Origin of the sequence: Achromobacter sp. UBA5777 (assembly GCF_002418565.1) — a bacterium.
Classification (GTDB): domain Bacteria; phylum Pseudomonadota; class Gammaproteobacteria; order Burkholderiales; family Burkholderiaceae_B; genus Achromobacter; species Achromobacter animicus.
Genome location: NZ_DIEJ01000034.1, coordinates 1 through 17,544, shown reverse-complemented (window position 1 = coordinate 17,544; position 17,544 = coordinate 1). Strand labels below are relative to the sequence as shown.

The window sequence follows — 17,544 nt, the reverse complement described above, 5'->3', positions numbered from 1 at the left end:
GCCGCCCTGGCCGGTCAGCGCCCCAACACATCGATGATGCGCTGGGCGATGTACTGGCCGTGAGTTTCGAGCGCGAAGTGGCCGGTGTCCAGCAGTTCGACCACGGCATCCGGGTTGTCGCGGCGATAGGCCTCAGCGCCCGGCGGAATGAAGAAGGGATCGTTGCGGCCCCAGATCGCCAGCGTGGGCACCTGGGCCTGACGGAAGAACGCCTGGAATGCCGGGTATTGCGTCAGGTTGTTCGCATAGTCCAGGAACAGATCGAGCTGGATATCCTTGTTGCCTGGCCGTTCCATGAGGGCCGCGTCCAGCGTATAGCCTTCAGGCGCGACGCTGTCCGGGTCGGCCACGCCGTGCACGTACTGCCACTTGGTGCCTTCGAAGTTCAGGATGGCATCGTGAATGGTCTGGCGGTTTGCGGGCGACGGGTCGTTCCAGTAGGCGCGGATGGGCGCCCACGCGTCGCCCAGGCCGTCGAGATACGCGTTGCCGTTCTGGGAAACCAGGCCGGTCACCCGTTCGGGGTGCGCCACCGCCAGCCGCAAGCCCGTCGGCGCGCCGTAGTCAAAGAAATACATCGCGTAGCGGGTCAGCCCCAGTTCGTCGACAAACGCTTCCAGCGACTTGGCCAGGTTGTCGAAGGTGTAGCGGTATTCGCGCTCGGCCGGGACTTCTGTGAAGCCGAATCCGGGCAGATCCGGCGCGATGACGCGAAAGTGCTGGGCAAGTTGCGGGATGACGTTGCGGAACTGATGCGACGACGTGGGAAAGCCGTGCAGCAGCAAAAGCACGGGAGCCTGCGGGTCGCCGGCTTCGCGATAGAAGAAGCGCATGCCATCGGCTTGCGCATGGCGGTAATGGACGGTGTTGTCGGGCTGGGCGGTCATGAGGATCTCCGGGATTCGGCAGGAATGACGATAGGATTTCGAAGCTTCACGGCACAGTCTACGCATTTTGCGTAACCTGTCAACAGCGGCTTTACTGGTTACTCGACATCAAAATCGGCGTGCGATGCGTAGCCGCTATGTGCCGATGCGGGCCGCCCGACTCCCAGATGAACCCGACGCCACCTATGAAAAAGCCCGGCATGAGCCAGGCTGGGAACCATCGATCATTGTGTTTTCGCCTTGGTGCTGGCGTCCGCGGCCTCGCGCTGCCGGAACGCCGCCACCTTGTGCCGGTTGCCGCACAGCGCCATGCTGCACCACCGCCGCTTGTGCGACCGCGTCCTGTCGTAGAACCACAGCGAGCACGCATCGCTTTCGCATTTGCGCACCAGTCCAAAATCGCCATGCGCGAGCAGGTCGGCCGCCGCCTCGGCCACCGGCAGCAACCACTGCGCCGCGGTTTGCGAGGGATAACGGCGCGACATCACCAGGCTGCCATCGTCTGCCGGCGTGAGCTCCAGGTGACTGCCCCCCGCCGCCAGGACGCGATTTAACGCGGCAAGCGCCAGCGGCGCGTGCGCCTTGCGCTGGGCGACCAACTCCCGGACGGTTTCGCGCAGCCCGCGCGCGCTTTCCAGCAGACCGGCTGGCGCGGGGCCCTGCTCGGCGGCGAATCCCGCCAGCGCCAGCCAACCCGCCACATCCGCGTCCGACTGCCATCGGTCGACCGGGCCGGCGCTGCTCTGCTCGACGGTGTTGATCAGATCCAGGGCGACGTGGTCGCCCAGCTGTCGGAATTCGGGTGCGTGGCTGGTGTTCATGGTGATCTCCGGCGCCAGTGTAACCCTCAAAAACAAACAATAAAAGTTACACGATCATGGGGCGGGATGACGCGTCCCATCACGCATCATCCCGCCCGCTCAGGCGCGGGCTTCCGGCAGCGGGATGTACTCGGTCTCATCGCCGGGCACGATCTGATCGAACCGCGTGCGCTGCCAATCCTGCTTGGCCTGCTCGATGCGGTCCTTGCTGCTGGACACGAAGTTCCACCACACGAAGCGCGGGCCGTCGAGCGGCTCGCCGCCCAGCACCGCGAAACGTGCGGCCGTCTTGGCGCGGATCTGCACCGGCTTGCCCGGGGCGAACACGACCAGGCGCCCGCTTTCATACGTCTGGCCGTCGATTTCGACCTCGCCCTGCGCCAGATAGGCGGCGCGCTCTTCGTGTTCCGCCGGTAGCACGGTGGTCGCGCCCGCCTGCAATTGCAGGTCGCCATAGAACAGCGGCGACAGCGTCTTGACCGAGGAAGTCTTGCCGAACAGCGAACCGGCCACGACCTGGGCGCGCACGCCCTCGCCTTCGATCACCGGTTGCGCATCCAGCCCATAGTGCGTGAACCCAGGATCGGTCTCCTCGTGCGCCTTGGGCAGCCCGACCCAGATCTGCAGTCCACAGAGCCGCTGCGGCGCAAGCCGGCTTTCCGGCGAGGAACGTTCGGAATGGACGATGCCGCGACCGGCGGTCATCCAGTTCACTTCGCCCGGCAGAATGGTCTGCGTGTGGCCCGCGCCGTCGCGGTGGACCATCGAGCCTTCGTACAGGTACGTCACAGTGGAGAGGCCGATGTGCGGATGGGGACGCACGTCGATGCCGGCGCCGACGTCGAAGTCCGCCGGTCCCATCTGGTCCAGGAAGACGAACGGACCCACGCTTCGGCGCTGCATGGAAGGGATGGCGCGGCGGACGGAAAACCCGCCCAAGTCGCTGGTGCGCGGCACCACAACGGTTTCGATCTGGCTTTCGCCGGCTTGGGACAGGGTCGACATGGTGCAATGCTCCGCAATGGGTAGGCCTGGGGCCATCTTAATGGCCTCGCGGCCGGTATTGTGTGAAACCGGGCGGATTCCAGGATCCGCCCGGCGGTTGGCGTCAGGCCAGGTCGAAGACCAGCACTTCGGCGTCCTTGCCGCCCGACACCTCGACGCTGGCGGCGTCGGTGATCGCCACGGCGTCGCCGGCATTCAGCGCGGCGCCGTTGACCGTCACGCTGCCGCGGGCCACGTGGACCCAGGCGCGGCGGCCGGCAGCCAGCGGCAGCGAGGCCGACTCGTCGCCGTCGAACAGACCGGCGTACAGACGGGCGTCCTGATGGATCGTCATCGACCCGTCAGCGCCGTCGCCCGTCACCAGGGCTTGCAGACGGCCGCGCTTTTGCTCATCGCTGAAGGCGCGCTCTTCGTATTCCGGCGCGATGCCGGTCACGTTCGGCTCGATCCAGATCTGCAGCATGTGCGTTTCGGCATCGGGCCGGGGGTTGAACTCGGAGTGCATCACACCGCGACCGGCGCTCATGCGCTGAACGTTGCCCGGCTGGATTTCCGAGCCGCTGCCCATGCTGTCCTTGTGGGCGATGGCGCCGTCCAGCACGTAGGTGATGATCTCCATGTCCCGGTGGCCGTGCGTACCGAAGCCGCGGCCGGCTGCGATGCGGTCGTCATTGATCACACGCAGCGCGCCGAAGCCCATGTGAGCCGGGTCGTAATAGTTGGCGAAGGAGAAGGTGTGGAACGAATCGAGCCATCCGTGGTTGGCATGACCCCGTTCTGCAGCGCGGCGAATCGTAAGCATCTTGAACTCCTGTTTCAATAATATGAATGATTAGGGGGTGCTTCCTGGCTTGGCTTTCTGCCTCGCCGTTTGTCTGCATCCCCGGCATGAGTGGTATTCTGCGCGCCCCGCCGCTTGGTTTTGGCGCTATATTTTGATGACTTCGTTCAAATTATTTGAATACCCGCCTTTCACGCCCTGACATGCAGCCCATCACCCCTGAACTTCTTGTCCTCGTCGACGCGATCGCACGTCACGGCAGCTTTGCCAAGGCGGCCCGCGAATTGGGCAAGGTGCCTTCCGCCGTCACCTATTCCATCCGCAAGCTCGAAGACGGGCTGGACGTGCTGCTGTTCGACCGCTCGGGGCACCGCGCGCTGCTGACCCCCGCCGGCGAGGCGCTGCTCAAGGATGGGCGGCATCTGTTGCAGTCGCTGGACGAGCTGGCCAGCAGGGTCAAGCGCATTGCCACGGGATGGGAAGTGCAACTGCGCATCGCCGTCAGTGCCGTGATTCCGTGGCGGCCCATCTACGACCTGATCGACGAATTCCATGCGGTGGGCAGCGCCACGACGCTGCGCTTTAGCACCGAAGTGCTGAGCGGCAACTGGGACGCCCTGACCTCCGGCCGCGCCGACCTGGTGATCGGCGCGGGCGCGGCGGGCGAACCCACCGGCCCGTATCGTTCACAAGCGATCGGCGTGATGCAATTTGGATTCTGCGTGGCGGCGAATCACCCGCTAGCCTCACTGCCGCAGCCGCTCAGCCGGGCGGACATCACGCGCTACTGCGCCGTGGTGATTGCCGATACCTCGCGCAACCTGCCCGTGCAGTCGCGCGGCATCTTGTCGGAGCAGCCGACGTTGGTGATGCCGTCGATGCAGGCCAAGATCGACGCGCAGGTGCGCGGCCTGGGCTGCGGCTATCTGCCGCTGACGCTGGCCGCGCCCTACCTTGCGCAAGGCTTGCTGGTGGTATGCGAAACGGATGAAGGCATGTCCCTGACGGAACACGTGGCGTACGCGTGGCGGGCGGAGCCGCCCGGCGAGGCCATGAAGTGGTGGCTGCAGAAACTGAAGTCGCCGCGCCTTTGCGAAAGCCTGCTCGGCATGTAGGCCGGACCAAGCTCACATGCGCTCGGGTCGGAAACCGGCCCACTGCGGGGCCGGTGCCGGATTGGCTACTCGTCTTCGATACCCAGCTCGCGCAGCTTGCGCGTGATGGTGTTGCGGCCGATCCCCAGGCGCGAGGCGGCTTCCACGCGGCGGCCCCGGCTGGCATCCAGCGCGCTTTGCAGCAGGATCTTCTCGAACTGGCGCGTGAGTGTCGCCATGACTGCGGGCTCGCCGCGTTCCAACCGGTACTGCGCATCGCGCAGCAGCGAATCCTGCCAATTGCGCGGCGCGCCGTCCTCAGCCGGTTCCGCGGCGTAGGCGCCCGACTGCACCACCGTACCCACGCCAGCCGTCGGCGTAGCGGGCCGCATGGGCGCGGATGCGTGCTGCGGCTGATGTTCCATGGCCCGGATTTCAGGCGGCAGGTCAATACGATCCACCGTCTGGCCCGGCGCCATCACCGTCAGCCAGTGGCAGAAGTTCTCAAGCTGGCGCACGTTGCCCGGGAAGTCGAACTTGGTCAGCACGGCCAGCGCCTCGGGCGTCAGCCGCTTGACGGGCACGCCCAGCGTGCGGGCGCTGGCGGTCAGGAAGTGCTGGGCCAGCGCGGGGATGTCTTCGACCCGCTCTCGCAGCGGCGGCAGCCGCAGGCGGATGACGTTCAGGCGGTGAAACAGGTCTTCGCGGAAGAGGCCTTGCTCGACCCGCTGCTCCAGCGGCTGGTGCGTGGCGGCCACGATGCGCACGTCCACGCGCACGGGCTGCGCACCGCCGACGCGGTAAAAGCTGCCCTCGGCCAGCACGCGTAGCAGTCGCGTCTGCAGCTCGATCGGCATGTCGCCGATTTCGTCCAGGAACAACGTGCCGCCGTGCGCCTCTTCGAAGCGGCCGCGGCGCAGATTGTTGGCGCCGGTGAACGCGCCGCGCTCGTGGCCGAACAGTTCGGCCTCCAGCAAGTCGCGCGGGATGGCCGCCGCGTTCAGCGCCACGAACGGTCCGCTGGCGCGCACGCCGTGGCCGTGCAGCGCGCGGGCCACCAGTTCCTTGCCGGTGCCGGACTCGCCAGTGATCAGGACGGTGACCTTGGACTGCGCCAGCCGGCCGATCGCGCGAAAGACTTCCTGCATCGCGGTGGACGACGATTGCGTCATCATCCAGCGCTCGTTGTTCTGCGCGGCTTCGCCCTGCCCGTCCGGGCTTTCGGGTTGGCTCGATTCCTGCATGGCGCGCTGGATCAGCGCGACGGCCTCGTTCACGTCGAACGGCTTGGCCAGGTAATCGAACGCGCCGCCCTGGAAGGCGGAAACGGTGCTGTCCAGATCGGCAAACGCGGTCATCACGATGACCGGCAGACCGGGATGCCGCTCTTTCAGTTGGCGCAACAGCTCGAGGCCGTTGCCGCCGGGCATGCGGATATCCGACACCAGCGCCAGGGGCGTTTCACGCGAAAGCGCCTCGAGCACGTCGGCCGATTGGGAAAAGCTGCGGGTGGGGACGCCAGCGCGGGCCAGGGCCTTTTCGAGGACCCAGCGGATGGCCTGGTCGTCGTCGACGATCCATACGGGTTTCATCAGTTTGCGGGCTCCATCGGGAGGACCAGGCGAAACTCGGTGCGCCCCGGTCGGGATTCAAATTCGATGATGCCGCCGTGCTGTTGCACGAAGTCCTGCGCCAGGCTCAAGCCCAGGCCGGTACCGCCAGCCCTGGCCGTGACCAGCGGGTGGAAGATGCGGTCACGGATGTGGTCCGGCACGCCCGGACCGTTGTCGATGATGGACAGCACGAGCGCCAGGCGGTGCTGCCGGTGCGCCAGCATGACCTGCCGCGCCACGCGGGTGCGCAGCGTCACCACGCCGGGTTCGGTCTGCGGGCCTTGCGGGCGCGCCACCAGTTCCTGCGCGGCGTTGCGCGCCACGTTGAGCACGGCCTGCATCAGGCGGGCGGCGTCGCCCTTCAGGTCCGGCACCGAGGCGTCGTAGTCGCGCTGGATCGTGACGTCGTTGCGGAACTCGGCTTGGATCAGCGCGCAGACGCGCTCGCAGATTTCATGGATGTTCACCGGCCGCGCATTGAGCGGCACACGTTGCGGGCCGCTCAGGCGGTCCACCAGCGCCTGCAGGCGGTCGGCTTCGGAAATGATGACCTGGGTGTATTCGGCCAGGGCTGCGCTGGGCAGCTCGGCTTCCAGCAGTTGCGCGGCGCCGCGCAATCCGCCCAGGGGATTCTTGACTTCATGCGCCAGGTTGCGCAGCAGTTCGCGGTGGGCTTCGATCTCGTCCACCAGGCGGTGGTTGCGGTCGGCCAGCACGCGTTGCTCGATTTCGCGGGTCTCGATCAGCACCGGCCAACGCTGGCCGGTCAGTCCCACGGTGGTCACGGCGACTTCAACGGATTCGGCGGCGCGGCGCAACGAGGCCAGTTGCCTCACGTCGGCGTACCTGCCGCCCGCGGCGCGGTCGATGGATGACTGGATGTTCTCGGGGTTGTCGAACAGGGTGGCGGCGGAATGCCCGCCCAGTTGCTTGCGCGAGCGGCCGAACAGATCCTCGGCGGCGGCGTTGGCGTATTCGATGTGGCCGCGCTCGTTGACCAGGAAGACTGACGTGGCTAGCAGATCGAGAGCTTCAACATTCATTTTCAACGTACCCGAATGGACAGGGGAAAGCGGAACGCGTCCGCGACGGGCGCGCCAACCCGGCGCCCTGCCCGCCGGCGCGGGGCCGGGCGGGCAATTCGTCGGGCGGCTACCTGGTGGTGCGCGCGGTGTAAGCCGTGCTTCTGCCTACCTCATCGCGCTCCCCCCAGCCACGGCCTCAAACCATCAGAGGCTGTAGTACATGTCGAATTCGACCGGGTGCGTCGTCATGCGCAGACGCGTCACATCGGCCATCTTCAGGTCGATGTAGGCGTTGAGCATGTCGTTGCTGAACACGCCGCCACGGGTCAGGAACTCGCGGTCCTTGTCCAGGGATTCCAGCGCTTCTTCCAGCGAGGCGCAGACGGTCGGGATCTTCGCGTCTTCTTCCGGCGGCAGGTCGTACAGGTTCTTGTCGGCCGGATCGCCCGGGTGGATCTTGTTCTGGACGCCGTCCAGGCCGGCCATCATCAGAGCCGAGAAAGCCAGGTACGGGTTGGCCAGGGGGTCCGGGAAGCGCGCTTCGACGCGGCGGCCCTTCGGGTTGCCGACGTACGGAATGCGGATCGAAGCCGAACGGTTGCGGGCCGAGTAGGCCAGCTTCACGGGCGCTTCGAAGTGCGGGACCAGGCGCTTGTACGAGTTCGTGCCCGGGTTGGTGATGGCGTTCAGGGCCTTGGCGTGCTTGATGATGCCGCCGATGTAGTACAGGGCGAATTCGGACAGGCCGGCGTAGCCGTTGCCCGCGAACAGGTTCTGGCCGTCCTTCCAGATGGACTGGTGGACGTGCATGCCGGAGCCGTTGTCGCCAACGATGGGCTTGGGCATGAACGTGGCGGTCTTGCCGTAGGCATGGGCCACGTTGTGCACGACGTACTTGACGATCTGGGTCCAGTCGGCACGCTGCACCAGGGTGCTGAACTTGGTGCCGATTTCGAGCTGGCCCGGGGCAGCCACTTCGTGGTGGTGCACTTCAACCGGCACGCCCATCTGTTCCATCAGCAGGCACATTTCCGAACGCATGTCCTGGAACGAATCGACCGGCGGAACGGGGAAGTAGCCGCCCTTCACACCCGGACGGTGGCCGGTGTTGCCGCCTTCGAATTCCAGGCCCGTGGACCACGGGGCTTCCTCGGACTTGATCTTGACGAACGTGCCCGACATGTCGGTGTTCCAGGTCACGCCGTCGAACACGAAGAATTCGGGTTCCGGACCGAAGTAGGCGGTGTCGCCCAGGCCGGAGGACTTCAGGTAGGCTTCAGCGCGCTTGGCCAGCGAGCGCGGGTCACGGTCATAGCCCTTCAGGTCCGACGGTTCGACCACGTCGCACGACAGGATCAGGGTCGGCTCTTCGCGGAACGGATCCAGGTTGGCGGTGGCGCAGTCGGGGATGAGGAGCATGTCGGAAGCTTCGATGCCCTTCCAGCCCGGGATCGACGAACCGTCGAAAGCCTGCCCGCTTTCCAGCTTGTCTTCATCGATAGCGGTGGTGGGCACGGAAACGTGGTGCTCACGGCCAACCGTATCGGTAAAGCGGAAATCCACGAATTTCACTTCGTTATCGGCGATCTGTTTCAGGACGTCTTTCGGGCTTGCCATGTCATCTCCATTAGATAAAAAGGTCGAGGGCTTTGCCCGTCGACTGGCATAAAAGAGGGAAGCAATAAGCGTGCCAGGTTTCGCCCCGGTATTCCCGGGGGGAGGCACGTCAGTCTTGGGGCAATGTAGCACCATCGTGGTGCAAAAGATGGGGCGTGATCGCCCCATCTTGGTGCTTGCACCTTACAGGAACATTTCCTGAAGGTCATTGAGGAAGCGCCAGCCCAGGGGCGTCGCGCGCAGGCGCGTGGGATCGGCGTCGAGCAGGCCCCGTTTCGAGGCTGCCTCCAATTGGTGCGCAATGACGGCAAGCGACAAACCGGTGCGTTCATTGAACGCCGTGGCCGCCACGCCTTCCTTCAGGCGAAGGGCGTTGAGCATGAACTCGAACGGCAGTTCGTCCGGCCCGACCTGCCGGCTCTCGGCCAGATGGCTGCCGTCGCGCGCCATGGCGGCCTGCATCCACGAATCCGGACTGCGCAGCCGCGCTTCGCGCACGATGCGGTCATGAAACGAGAGCTTGCCGTGCGCGCCGGGGCCGATGCCCAGGTAGTCTCCGAACTTCCAGTAATTCATGTTGTGGCGGCAGCGGGCGCCCGGTTTGGCGTAGGCCGATACCTCGTAGCGCGCCAGTCCCGCCGCCGCCAGCTCGGCTTCCACCGCGTCCTGCATGGCGGCGCTCGTGTCGTCGTCCGGCAGGTCTTCGGGCGGAAACTTCGCGAAGACCGTGTTCGGCTCCATCGTCAGGTGATACAGCGACAGGTGCTCGGTGCCGAACGAAATCGCCTGCCGCAGATCGGCCGAACAGGCCTCCAGCGTCTGGCCGGGCAAAGCGAACATCATGTCCAGATTGACCCGGGCCGCCGCCTGCTGCGCCATTTCGATGGCCGCGCGCGCCTGGTTGGCATCGTGGATGCGGCCCAATTTCTTCAACTGCGCATCGTCAAAGCTCTGGATGCCCAGCGAAAACCGCGTGACGCCGCTGGCCGCATAGTCACGAAAGCGCCCCGCCTCGGCCGTGCCGGGGTTCGCCTCCATCGTGATTTCGGCGTCCGGCCACAGGTTCAGGTACGCCCGCAGCATTGCCAGCAGCTCGTCCAGGCCGGCCGCCGACAACAGGCTGGGCGTGCCGCCACCGATAAAGACGGAAATCACCTGCCTGCCCCAGATGGACGGCAGTGACTGCTCGAGGTCGCTGCGCAGCGCATCCAGATAGGCGCGTTCGGGAATTTCACCCGGCGCGGCATGCGAGTTGAAATCGCAGTACGGGCACTTGCGCACGCACCATGGCACGTGGACGTAGACCGACAGCGGCGGCAGGCTGGTCAGCGTGGCGCCTGCGGGAACAACGAGGCGCGACTTGGTCGCGCCCATATCGTTGCGGATGGGAATGGTGATGGACATGCGAAAAAATTCCTGGCGCCTTGGCGGCGCCGTGGTCAAGCGTGGCTCAGCTTGCTGAGCAGCTCGCGCAGCGCCCGGGCGCGATGGCTGACCCGATTCTTTTCATCGGGATCCAGCGACGCAGCGGTCAGCGCCATGTCGGGCAGGTAGAAGTGCGGATCGTAGCCAAAGCCGTTGGCGCCTTCGGGCACGTCGATGATCTCGCCATGCCACAGGCCTTCGCCGATCAGCGGACGCGGGTCGTTCTCGGAACGCACCAGCGCCAGAACAGCGACATACCAGGCGCTACGGTCGGCGACGGACGCCAGGTTGCGCACGAGCAATGCGTTGTTGGCCGCATCCGACTTTTCGCCGCCGTGCATCTTGGCATAGCGCGCTGAATACACGCCCGGCGCGCCGTCCAGCGCGGCCACGCACAGGCCCGAGTCGTCCGCCAGCGCGGGCAGCCCGGTCAGGCGGCTGGCATGACGCGCCTTGGCCAGCGCGTTTTCCACGAACGTGACGTGCGGCTCTTCGGCTTCCGGCACGCCGAGGTCGCCCTGCGGCACCAGTTCGATGCCCAGCGGCGCGAACAAGGCGGAAAACTCGCGCAGCTTGCCGGCGTTCTTGGACGCCAGGACGACACGGCGCAGGGAGTCGGGAATCTTGGGGGAAGTCATAGGCCGGATTGTATAGGGCTGGGCCGACAGCGGGTCGGCATCCCACGATATTGGCATGGGCACCACGAACGTGAGAATTCGTTGTTGACATGGATGTAACAGCGACTGAAGATTGCACGTCACGACATGGCGCAACAACGCAGACATATTTTGTTGTCAATATGACCGATCTTGTCACTGATCGTATTTCAATGCCCCGGCGATGAACTCCATTCACGCTTTGCCACGGCCCGCCGCGGCCCGTGCTCCGCTCAATCTCCCGGGCGGAGCGCCCGCCCACGCCAGCCTGGCTGGCATTCTGCGCGAAAGATTATTGCGGCCGCGCTTCCAGCCAGTGGTCGACCTGTCGCACAGCCGCATCTACGGCCACGAAAGCCTGATCCGCGGCCCCGCCGATACCCCCCTGCACTTTCCCGACGCCCTGTTCGCCGAAGCGCGCCGCCAAGGGCTGCACCCGCAGCTTGAACTGGCCAGCTTCCGCGCGGGCGCACGCGGATTTGAACAGAACGACGCCGCCGGCAAGCTGTTCCTGAACCTGTCCGGCTCCGCCCTGCTCCATTACTGGACCCTCTGGGGCCACGACATGCCCGGGCGGCTGCTTAAGGACTGCGCGCTGGAACCGGCCAGCATCGTCGTCGAACTGACCGAGCAGGATCCGCTGTCGGACCGCATGGGCGAACTGCACAACGCGTTTGCCTGCCTGCGCGAGGCCGGCATGCGCATCGCGCTCGACGACTATGGCGTCGGCAACTCCAACCTGCAGCTTTGGGCTGAAACCCAGCCCGAGCTGGTCAAGATCGACCGCTATTTCTTTGACGGCATCGGCCACGACGAGCGCAAGCAGAACATGGTGCGCGCCATCCTGAAGGTGGCGCAGCACCTGGGCACGTCGGTCATCGCCGAAGGCATCGAAACCGCCGAGGACCTTGCCGTCGTGCGCGAGCTGGACATCCGCTACGCGCAGGGCTGGTTCCTGGGCATGCCCGACGAAACCCTGCTGACCGAACTGACGCCGCCCCTGCGCGACTCGCTGCGCTCGCGCACGTCGGCGCCGGTGTCGCAGCGCGCCGCCGGCGGCACGGCCGTCAGTCTGCGGGTGGAGGCCCCGGCTGCGCTCCTGACCAAGCACACCAACGATGACGTGCATCGCCTCTTCATCGAGCACAAGAACCTGCACGCCGTGGCGGTGGTCGACGCCGACAACCGGCCGGTCGGCATCATCAACCGGCGGGACTTCTCCGAACACTACGCGCAGCGCTACACGCGCGAGCTCTTCGGCCGCGACGCCTGCTCGACCTTCATGAACGCCGAGCCGGTGCTGGTGGACGTGAACGTGTCGATCGACCAGCTGAGCCACGTGTTGATTTCCGAAGACCAGCGCTACCTGATGGACGGGCTGATCATCACGCGCGACGGCCGCTATGACGGTCTGGCCACTGGCGAAACTCTGGTGCGCTCGGTGACCGAGATGCGTATCGAGGCGGCGCGCTACGCCAACCCGCTGACGTCCCTGCCCGGCAATATCCCCATCAGCCGGCACATTGCCACGCTGCTGGAAGACGCCGCGGACTTCACGATCTGCTACGGCGACCTGAACAACTTCAAGCCCTTCAACGACGTCTACGGCTACTGGCGCGGCGACGACATGATCATGCTGACCGCCGACGTCATCAAGCGCCATTGCGACCCGCAGCGCGATTTCGTGGGGCATGTGGGCGGCGACGACTTCGTGGTGCTGCTGCGTAGTCCGGACTGGATGACGCGTATCGAGCGCATCATTGCCGAATTCAACGAGGGCGCCATGGCCCTGTACGACGAACAGGGCCGCCGCAACGGTGGCATCGAGGCCGAGGACCGTTACGGCGTGCCGCGCTTCTTTCCGTTCGTGACGCTGGGCGTGGGCGCCCTGACCGTCACGCCCTCGTTATGCGAGCGCATCCGCCCTGAGGACATCGCCTCGGCGGCTGCCCATGTCAAGCACAAGGTCAAGCACGGCAATCTGTCGCTCGTGGCCGAGCGCTACACCGGCGCCGACCTGCCGCAGCTCACCGGCTGAGGCTTCGCGCGCCGCCGCCTGCGCGCCCTCTGCAATCTGAAATTTGGCCACCGCCCGGCGCAGCCCCTGCGCCTGGGCTTCCAGCGCGGCCGCAGCCGCCGCCGTCTCTTCGACCATGGCGGCCGTTTCCTGCGTGGACCGCTCGATATCGGCCACCGCATCGTTGACCGACGCAATACCGGACGCCTGCTCGGCGGTGGCGCTGGAAATCTCGGCCACGATCTGCGTCACACGGTCCACGGAAGCGACCACATCGCGCATGGTGTCGCCCGCCAGGTTCACATGACGTACGCCGGCATCCACGCGCGCGGCCGAGTCTTCGATCAGGCCCTTGATCTCGCGCGCCGCCTGGGCGCTGCGCTGCGCGAGCGACCGCACTTCCCCCGCCACCACGGCAAAGCCCTTGCCCTGCTCGCCCGCGCGCGCCGCTTCCACGGCCGCGTTGAGCGCCAGGATGTTGGTCTGGAACGCAATGCTGTCCACCACGCCCACGATCTCGCCGATGCGCCGCGCGCTGTCGGCGATGCCTTGCATGCTGTGCACCACTTCGTCGACGGCCTGCCCCCCGCGCTGCGCCAACTGCGTAGCGCTGACCGCTTGCCGGCTGGCCAGGTCCGCGTTGCCTGCGGTCATTTGCACGGTGTGCGCCAGCTGCGTCATGTTGGCCGACGCTTCCTGCAGCGAACCGGCCTGCCGGGCCGCACGGTCCGACATGTCCGCGCCGCCGGCCGCGATTTCGCCGGCGCCGGTATGGATCTCTTCGACGCCCAGGCGCACCGACGCGACCGCGGTCGACAGGCCCGTCTGCATGCGGCGCATCGCCGAATACAACACGCCGATCTCGTTGTCGCCGCGCTGCGTGATCGCGCCAGTCAGATCGCCGTCCGCGATGCGGTCAAAGTGCGCCCCCGCCTCGTTCAGGGGCCGCACGATGCTGCGGCGGAATCCCAGCCGGATCAGGATCGCCAGCACCAGGACGAAACCCAGCACGGCGGCCGCCACCACGATCACGCGCTCCAGGGTGCGGCTTGCGCCGGCCACCGCCTCCTGCCCGTGTTCGCGGGCGTAGGCTTGGTAGGCCTCGACCTGCTTCACATAGCCCGCGCCACTGGCGGGCAGCGCCTTGTCCGTCAGCCGGTTGACCTCGATGCCGTTCCAGCCCTGGATCGCCTTGCTCATCGGCGCAAGCGTCTGGTCCGCAAAGGCGGCATAGGCCGTCAGCACCTGGCCGAACAGCGGCGCGCCCTGGGCGCTGTCGTCGGGGTTGGCACGCAGGCGCGCCAGACTGGCGGCGGCCTGCTTGAGCAGCCCATCGGCCTGGGCCAGCGACGCGTTGCGCGCGTCTTCCAGCCCGCCTTCCATCGCCGTCTTGGCATCCGTCAGCGCCGCGCGCGCCTGAAACAGCCGGCTGGTCATATCCGCCAGATCACTCGCCCTTTCGATGCTGCCCCGGCCCAGGGCCTCGATATCGGCGCGGTTGTCGCGCAAGACCGTGATACCCGCCGCCGCAGCGACAGCGAACAGCACGACGAACAACGCAAGAATGGCCGATAGCGCCGTCGTGACTCTCAGATTTTTCCGCATATCCATCCGTGTATAGCCTTGGCCGCCATCGCGGCAGTGCCACGGATTATGGAGATGCAGTTTGGCAATTTCTTGACACAACCTTGGCGGAAACATGACGCACAGCGGTCATGAACGCGCGCTTTTGCGTTCAGGAACCCCGTATTAATGATTTGTGAATTGGCACCTGCCCGCCCTTGCGGCACATTCGATCCTGTACCGAACCATTCCTTCACATAGAACAGTCAGCCACATGCACCAAGCCTCCCACGCCTACCAGGACATCCGCGAAGCCGTGCGCGACCTCTGCGCGCAATTCCCCTCCGAATATTTCCGCAAGGTCGACGAAGAGCGCGGCTACCCCGAGGACTTCGTCCGCGCCCTCACCGAAGCCGGCTGGCTGGCGGCGCTGATCCCGCAGGAATACGGCGGCTCGGGCCTGGGGCTGACCGAAGCCTCGGTCATCATGGAAGAAATCAACCGCAGCGGCGGCAACTCCGGCGCCTGCCACGGCCAGATGTACAACATGGGCACGCTGCTGCGCCACGGCTCCGAAGCCCAGAAGCGCGAATACCTGCCCCGCATCGCCGCCGGTGAACTCCGCCTGCAGTCGATGGGCGTCACCGAACCCACCACCGGCACCGACACCACCAAGATCAAGACCACCGCCGTCAAGCGCGGCGACCGCTATGTCATCAATGGGCAGAAAGTCTGGATCTCTCGTGTGCAGCATTCGGACCTGATGATTCTGCTGGCGCGCACCACGCCGCTCGATCAGGTCACGCGCAAGTCCGAGGGCATGTCGATCTTCCTGGTCGACCTGCACCACGCGGTCAAGCACGGCATGTCGATCCGCCCGATCCCCAACATGGTCAACCACGAGACCAACGAGCTCTTCTTCGACAACCTGGAAATCCCTGAAGAAAACCTGATCGGCGAAGAAGGCAAGGGTTTCAAGTACATCCTGGATGGCCTGAACGCCGAGCGCACGCTGATTGCCGCCGAGTGCATCGGCGACGGCTACTGGTTTGTCGACAAGGTCACCGCCTACGCCAAGGAACGCGTGGTGTTCGGCCGCCCCATCGGCCAGAACCAGGGCGTGCAGTTCCCCATTGCGCGCGCGCACATCAACGTCGAAGCGGCCAGCCTGATGCGCTACGAGGCCTGCCGGCTCTTCGATGCCCACGAGCCCTGCGGGGCCCAGGCCAACATGGCCAAGCTGCTGGCGGCGGACGCATCCTGGGAAGCCGCCAACGCCTGCCTGCAGTTCCATGGCGGCTTTGGCTTTGCCAATGAATACGACGTCGAACGCAAGTTCCGCGAGACGCGCCTTTATCAAGTGGCGCCCATTTCCACCAACCTGATCCTGTCGTACGTCGCCGAACACATCCTGGGCCTGCCCCGCTCCTTCTGACACGCCATCTTCCGACATGACCGCAGACAAAGACACCCCGCACCTGAGCGCCGAACTCGCGGCCTTTGCCGCCAACCTGCGCTACGAAGACATTCCCGCCCCGGTGCTGCGCCGCGCCGAAGACCTGCTGCTCGACTGCCTGGCCTCCATCCTGGCCGGCGCATCGGCCCGCGCGGTCCAGGCGATCGACCGCTATGCCGCCGCGATGGGGCCGGCGGATGGTCCCAGTGAAGTCCTCATCACCCGCCGCCGCACGACGCCGCTCTTTGCCGCCATGGTCAATGCGGCCGCCGCGCACGTGGTGGAACAGGACGACGTGCACAACGGCTCCGTCTTTCACCCGGCGGCCGTGGTATTTCCCCCTGCCCTGGCCGTGGCGCAGGCGCTGGGTTCCTCGGGCCGCGATCTGCTCACCGCCGCCGTGGCCGGCTACGAGGTCGGCATTCGCGTTGGCGAGTTCCTGGGCCGCTCGCACTACAAGATCTTTCACACGACCGGCACGGCGGGCACGCTGGCCGCCGCGGTCACCACCGGCCGGCTGTTGGGCCTGTCGCCTGAACAGATGCTGCACGCGCTGGGTTCGGCCGGCACGCAAGCGGCGGGGCTGTGGGAATTCCTGCGCGACGCCGCCGACTCCAAGCAGTTGCACACCGCCAAGGCGGCCGCCGACGGCATCACCGCGGCCTACCTGGCGCGCGAAGGGTTCACCGGCGCGCGCCACATCCTGGAAGGCCCGCAGGGCATGGCGGCCGGCATGTCCACCGACGCCGACCCCAGCCGCCTGTGCGACCGCCTGGGACAGCGCTGGGCGCTGGCCGAAACCTCGTTCAAGTTCCATGCCTCGTGCCGCCACACGCATCCGGCCGCCGACGCGCTGCAGCAGGCGCTGCGCGACAACCACCTGACCGAAGACGACGTCGAGCGCGTCGTGGCACACGTCCATCAGGGCGCCATCGACGTGCTTGGCCCGGTTGTGAATCCGCAGACCGTGCACCAGTCCAAGTTTTCGATGGGCACGGTGCTGGCGCTGATCGCGCGACAGGGCCGCGCCGGTCTGGCGGAATTTGACGCGGGCCTCGACGACCCGGGCGTCGCCGCCTTCCGCGGCAAGGTGGAAATGGCGCTCGATGCGGAAGTCGACGGCGCCTATCCGCAACGCTGGATCGGCAAGGTCACGGTGTACACCCGGGACGGCCGCGTGCTGCATGGTCGTGTGGACGAACCAAAGGGCGACCCGGGCAACACGCTCAGCCGCCCCGAGATCGAGGACAAGACGCTCAGCCTGGGCAGGTACGCCGATGCGGCGTCGGAACAAGAGCTGCGCGGCTTGATCGCGACGATCTGGGGGCTTGAAAAAGTGGGCAAGGTGGAGGCGCTGCTGCCGAAGTAACGCGCGAATGCCTGAAACTCGGGCACAAAAAAAAGCCGCATCTGCGGCTTTTTTTGCGTTGTGGCTACGCTGCAAGTGTCCGCGGCAGGTGTCTGACACCCTGCGGGCACATCTGTCAGTTGCTGCAGGTGTCTCACCCTCTGCAGGTGTCTGACACCCTACAGGCAAATCCGTCAGCTGGCGGTTATCTCACAAGACATTATGGTCGCTCGTTA

13 protein-coding genes and 1 pseudogene are annotated in these 17,544 nt (G+C 66.0%); 4 read left to right on the top strand and 10 right to left on the bottom strand.

Annotation, left to right across the window (positions count from 1 at the left end; all coding sequences use genetic code 11):
* Positions 1-14: 14 nt before the first annotated feature.
* The 4 genes from B3446_RS02015 to B3446_RS02000 form a co-directional block, all read right to left on the bottom strand.
* Positions 15-887, bottom strand: a complete 873-nt coding sequence (locus tag B3446_RS02015) for an alpha/beta fold hydrolase (protein ID WP_291377077.1) — start codon at positions 885-887, stop codon at positions 15-17.
* 224 nt (positions 888-1,111) lie between these two features.
* On the bottom strand, positions 1,112-1,708 hold the full coding sequence (locus B3446_RS02010) for a CGNR zinc finger domain-containing protein (RefSeq protein ID WP_291377076.1): 597 nt from the start codon (positions 1,706-1,708) through the stop codon (positions 1,112-1,114).
* Positions 1,709-1,807: 99 nt separating this feature from the next.
* Positions 1,808-2,713, bottom strand: coding sequence for a pirin family protein (locus tag B3446_RS02005; protein ID WP_291377074.1), 906 nt, complete (start codon positions 2,711-2,713; stop codon positions 1,808-1,810).
* Between the two features lie 103 nt (positions 2,714-2,816).
* Entirely contained in the window at positions 2,817-3,515 is a 699-nt protein-coding gene (locus B3446_RS02000) for a pirin family protein (RefSeq protein WP_175121664.1), read from the bottom strand.
* A gap of 182 nt (positions 3,516-3,697) precedes the next feature.
* Here B3446_RS02000 and B3446_RS01995 point away from each other — a divergent pair, with 182 nt between their 5' ends.
* Positions 3,698-4,609, top strand: coding sequence for a LysR family transcriptional regulator (locus B3446_RS01995; RefSeq protein WP_056560983.1), 912 nt, complete (start codon positions 3,698-3,700; stop codon positions 4,607-4,609).
* A gap of 65 nt (positions 4,610-4,674) precedes the next feature.
* Here B3446_RS01995 and ntrC read toward each other — a convergent pair whose 3' ends face one another.
* The 5 genes from ntrC to rdgB form a co-directional block, all read right to left on the bottom strand.
* Positions 4,675-6,180, bottom strand: a complete 1,506-nt coding sequence (gene ntrC, locus B3446_RS01990; RefSeq protein ID WP_291377071.1) for a nitrogen regulation protein NR(I) — start codon at positions 6,178-6,180, stop codon at positions 4,675-4,677.
* On the bottom strand, positions 6,180-7,244 hold the full coding sequence (gene glnL, locus B3446_RS01985) for a nitrogen regulation protein NR(II) (RefSeq protein ID WP_056560977.1): 1,065 nt from the start codon (positions 7,242-7,244) through the stop codon (positions 6,180-6,182). The genes ntrC and glnL overlap by 1 nt, the downstream gene beginning before the upstream one ends.
* Positions 7,245-7,430: 186 nt before the next feature.
* On the bottom strand, positions 7,431-8,843 hold the full coding sequence (gene glnA, locus B3446_RS01980) for a type I glutamate--ammonia ligase (protein ID WP_056560974.1): 1,413 nt from the start codon (positions 8,841-8,843) through the stop codon (positions 7,431-7,433).
* 183 nt (positions 8,844-9,026) lie between these two features.
* Complete coding sequence (gene hemW, locus B3446_RS01975) at positions 9,027-10,247, bottom strand: radical SAM family heme chaperone HemW (protein ID WP_291377066.1); 1,221 nt, start codon at positions 10,245-10,247, stop codon at positions 9,027-9,029.
* Positions 10,248-10,282: 35 nt separating this feature from the next.
* The gene (gene rdgB, locus B3446_RS01970; RefSeq protein ID WP_291377064.1) at positions 10,283-10,906 is read right to left on the bottom strand and encodes an RdgB/HAM1 family non-canonical purine NTP pyrophosphatase; all 624 of its coding nucleotides are present in this window, start codon (positions 10,904-10,906) and stop codon (positions 10,283-10,285) included.
* A gap of 202 nt (positions 10,907-11,108) precedes the next feature.
* On the opposite strand from rdgB, the gene B3446_RS01965 reads away from it, so the two are divergent.
* Positions 11,109-12,962 carry an EAL domain-containing protein gene (locus B3446_RS01965; protein WP_224776937.1) on the top strand — a complete coding sequence of 618 codons (1,854 nt, stop codon included), beginning with the start codon at positions 11,109-11,111 and terminating at the stop codon, positions 12,960-12,962.
* A gap of 150 nt (positions 12,963-13,112) precedes the next feature.
* On the opposite strand, the pseudogene B3446_RS01960 reads toward B3446_RS01965, so the two are convergent.
* Positions 13,113-14,546 (bottom strand): annotated as a pseudogene (locus B3446_RS01960) (methyl-accepting chemotaxis protein); the annotation flags it as partial.
* 232 nt (positions 14,547-14,778) lie between these two features.
* On the opposite strand from B3446_RS01960, the gene B3446_RS01955 reads away from it, so the two are divergent.
* Both B3446_RS01955 and B3446_RS01950 read left to right on the top strand, forming a co-directional pair.
* On the top strand, positions 14,779-15,939 hold the full coding sequence (locus tag B3446_RS01955; protein ID WP_105238791.1) for an acyl-CoA dehydrogenase family protein: 1,161 nt from the start codon (positions 14,779-14,781) through the stop codon (positions 15,937-15,939).
* Positions 15,940-15,955: 16 nt separating this feature from the next.
* Positions 15,956-17,329, top strand: a complete 1,374-nt coding sequence (locus tag B3446_RS01950) for an MmgE/PrpD family protein (protein WP_291377060.1) — start codon at positions 15,956-15,958, stop codon at positions 17,327-17,329.
* The last annotated feature ends 215 nt before the right edge of the window (positions 17,330-17,544 follow it).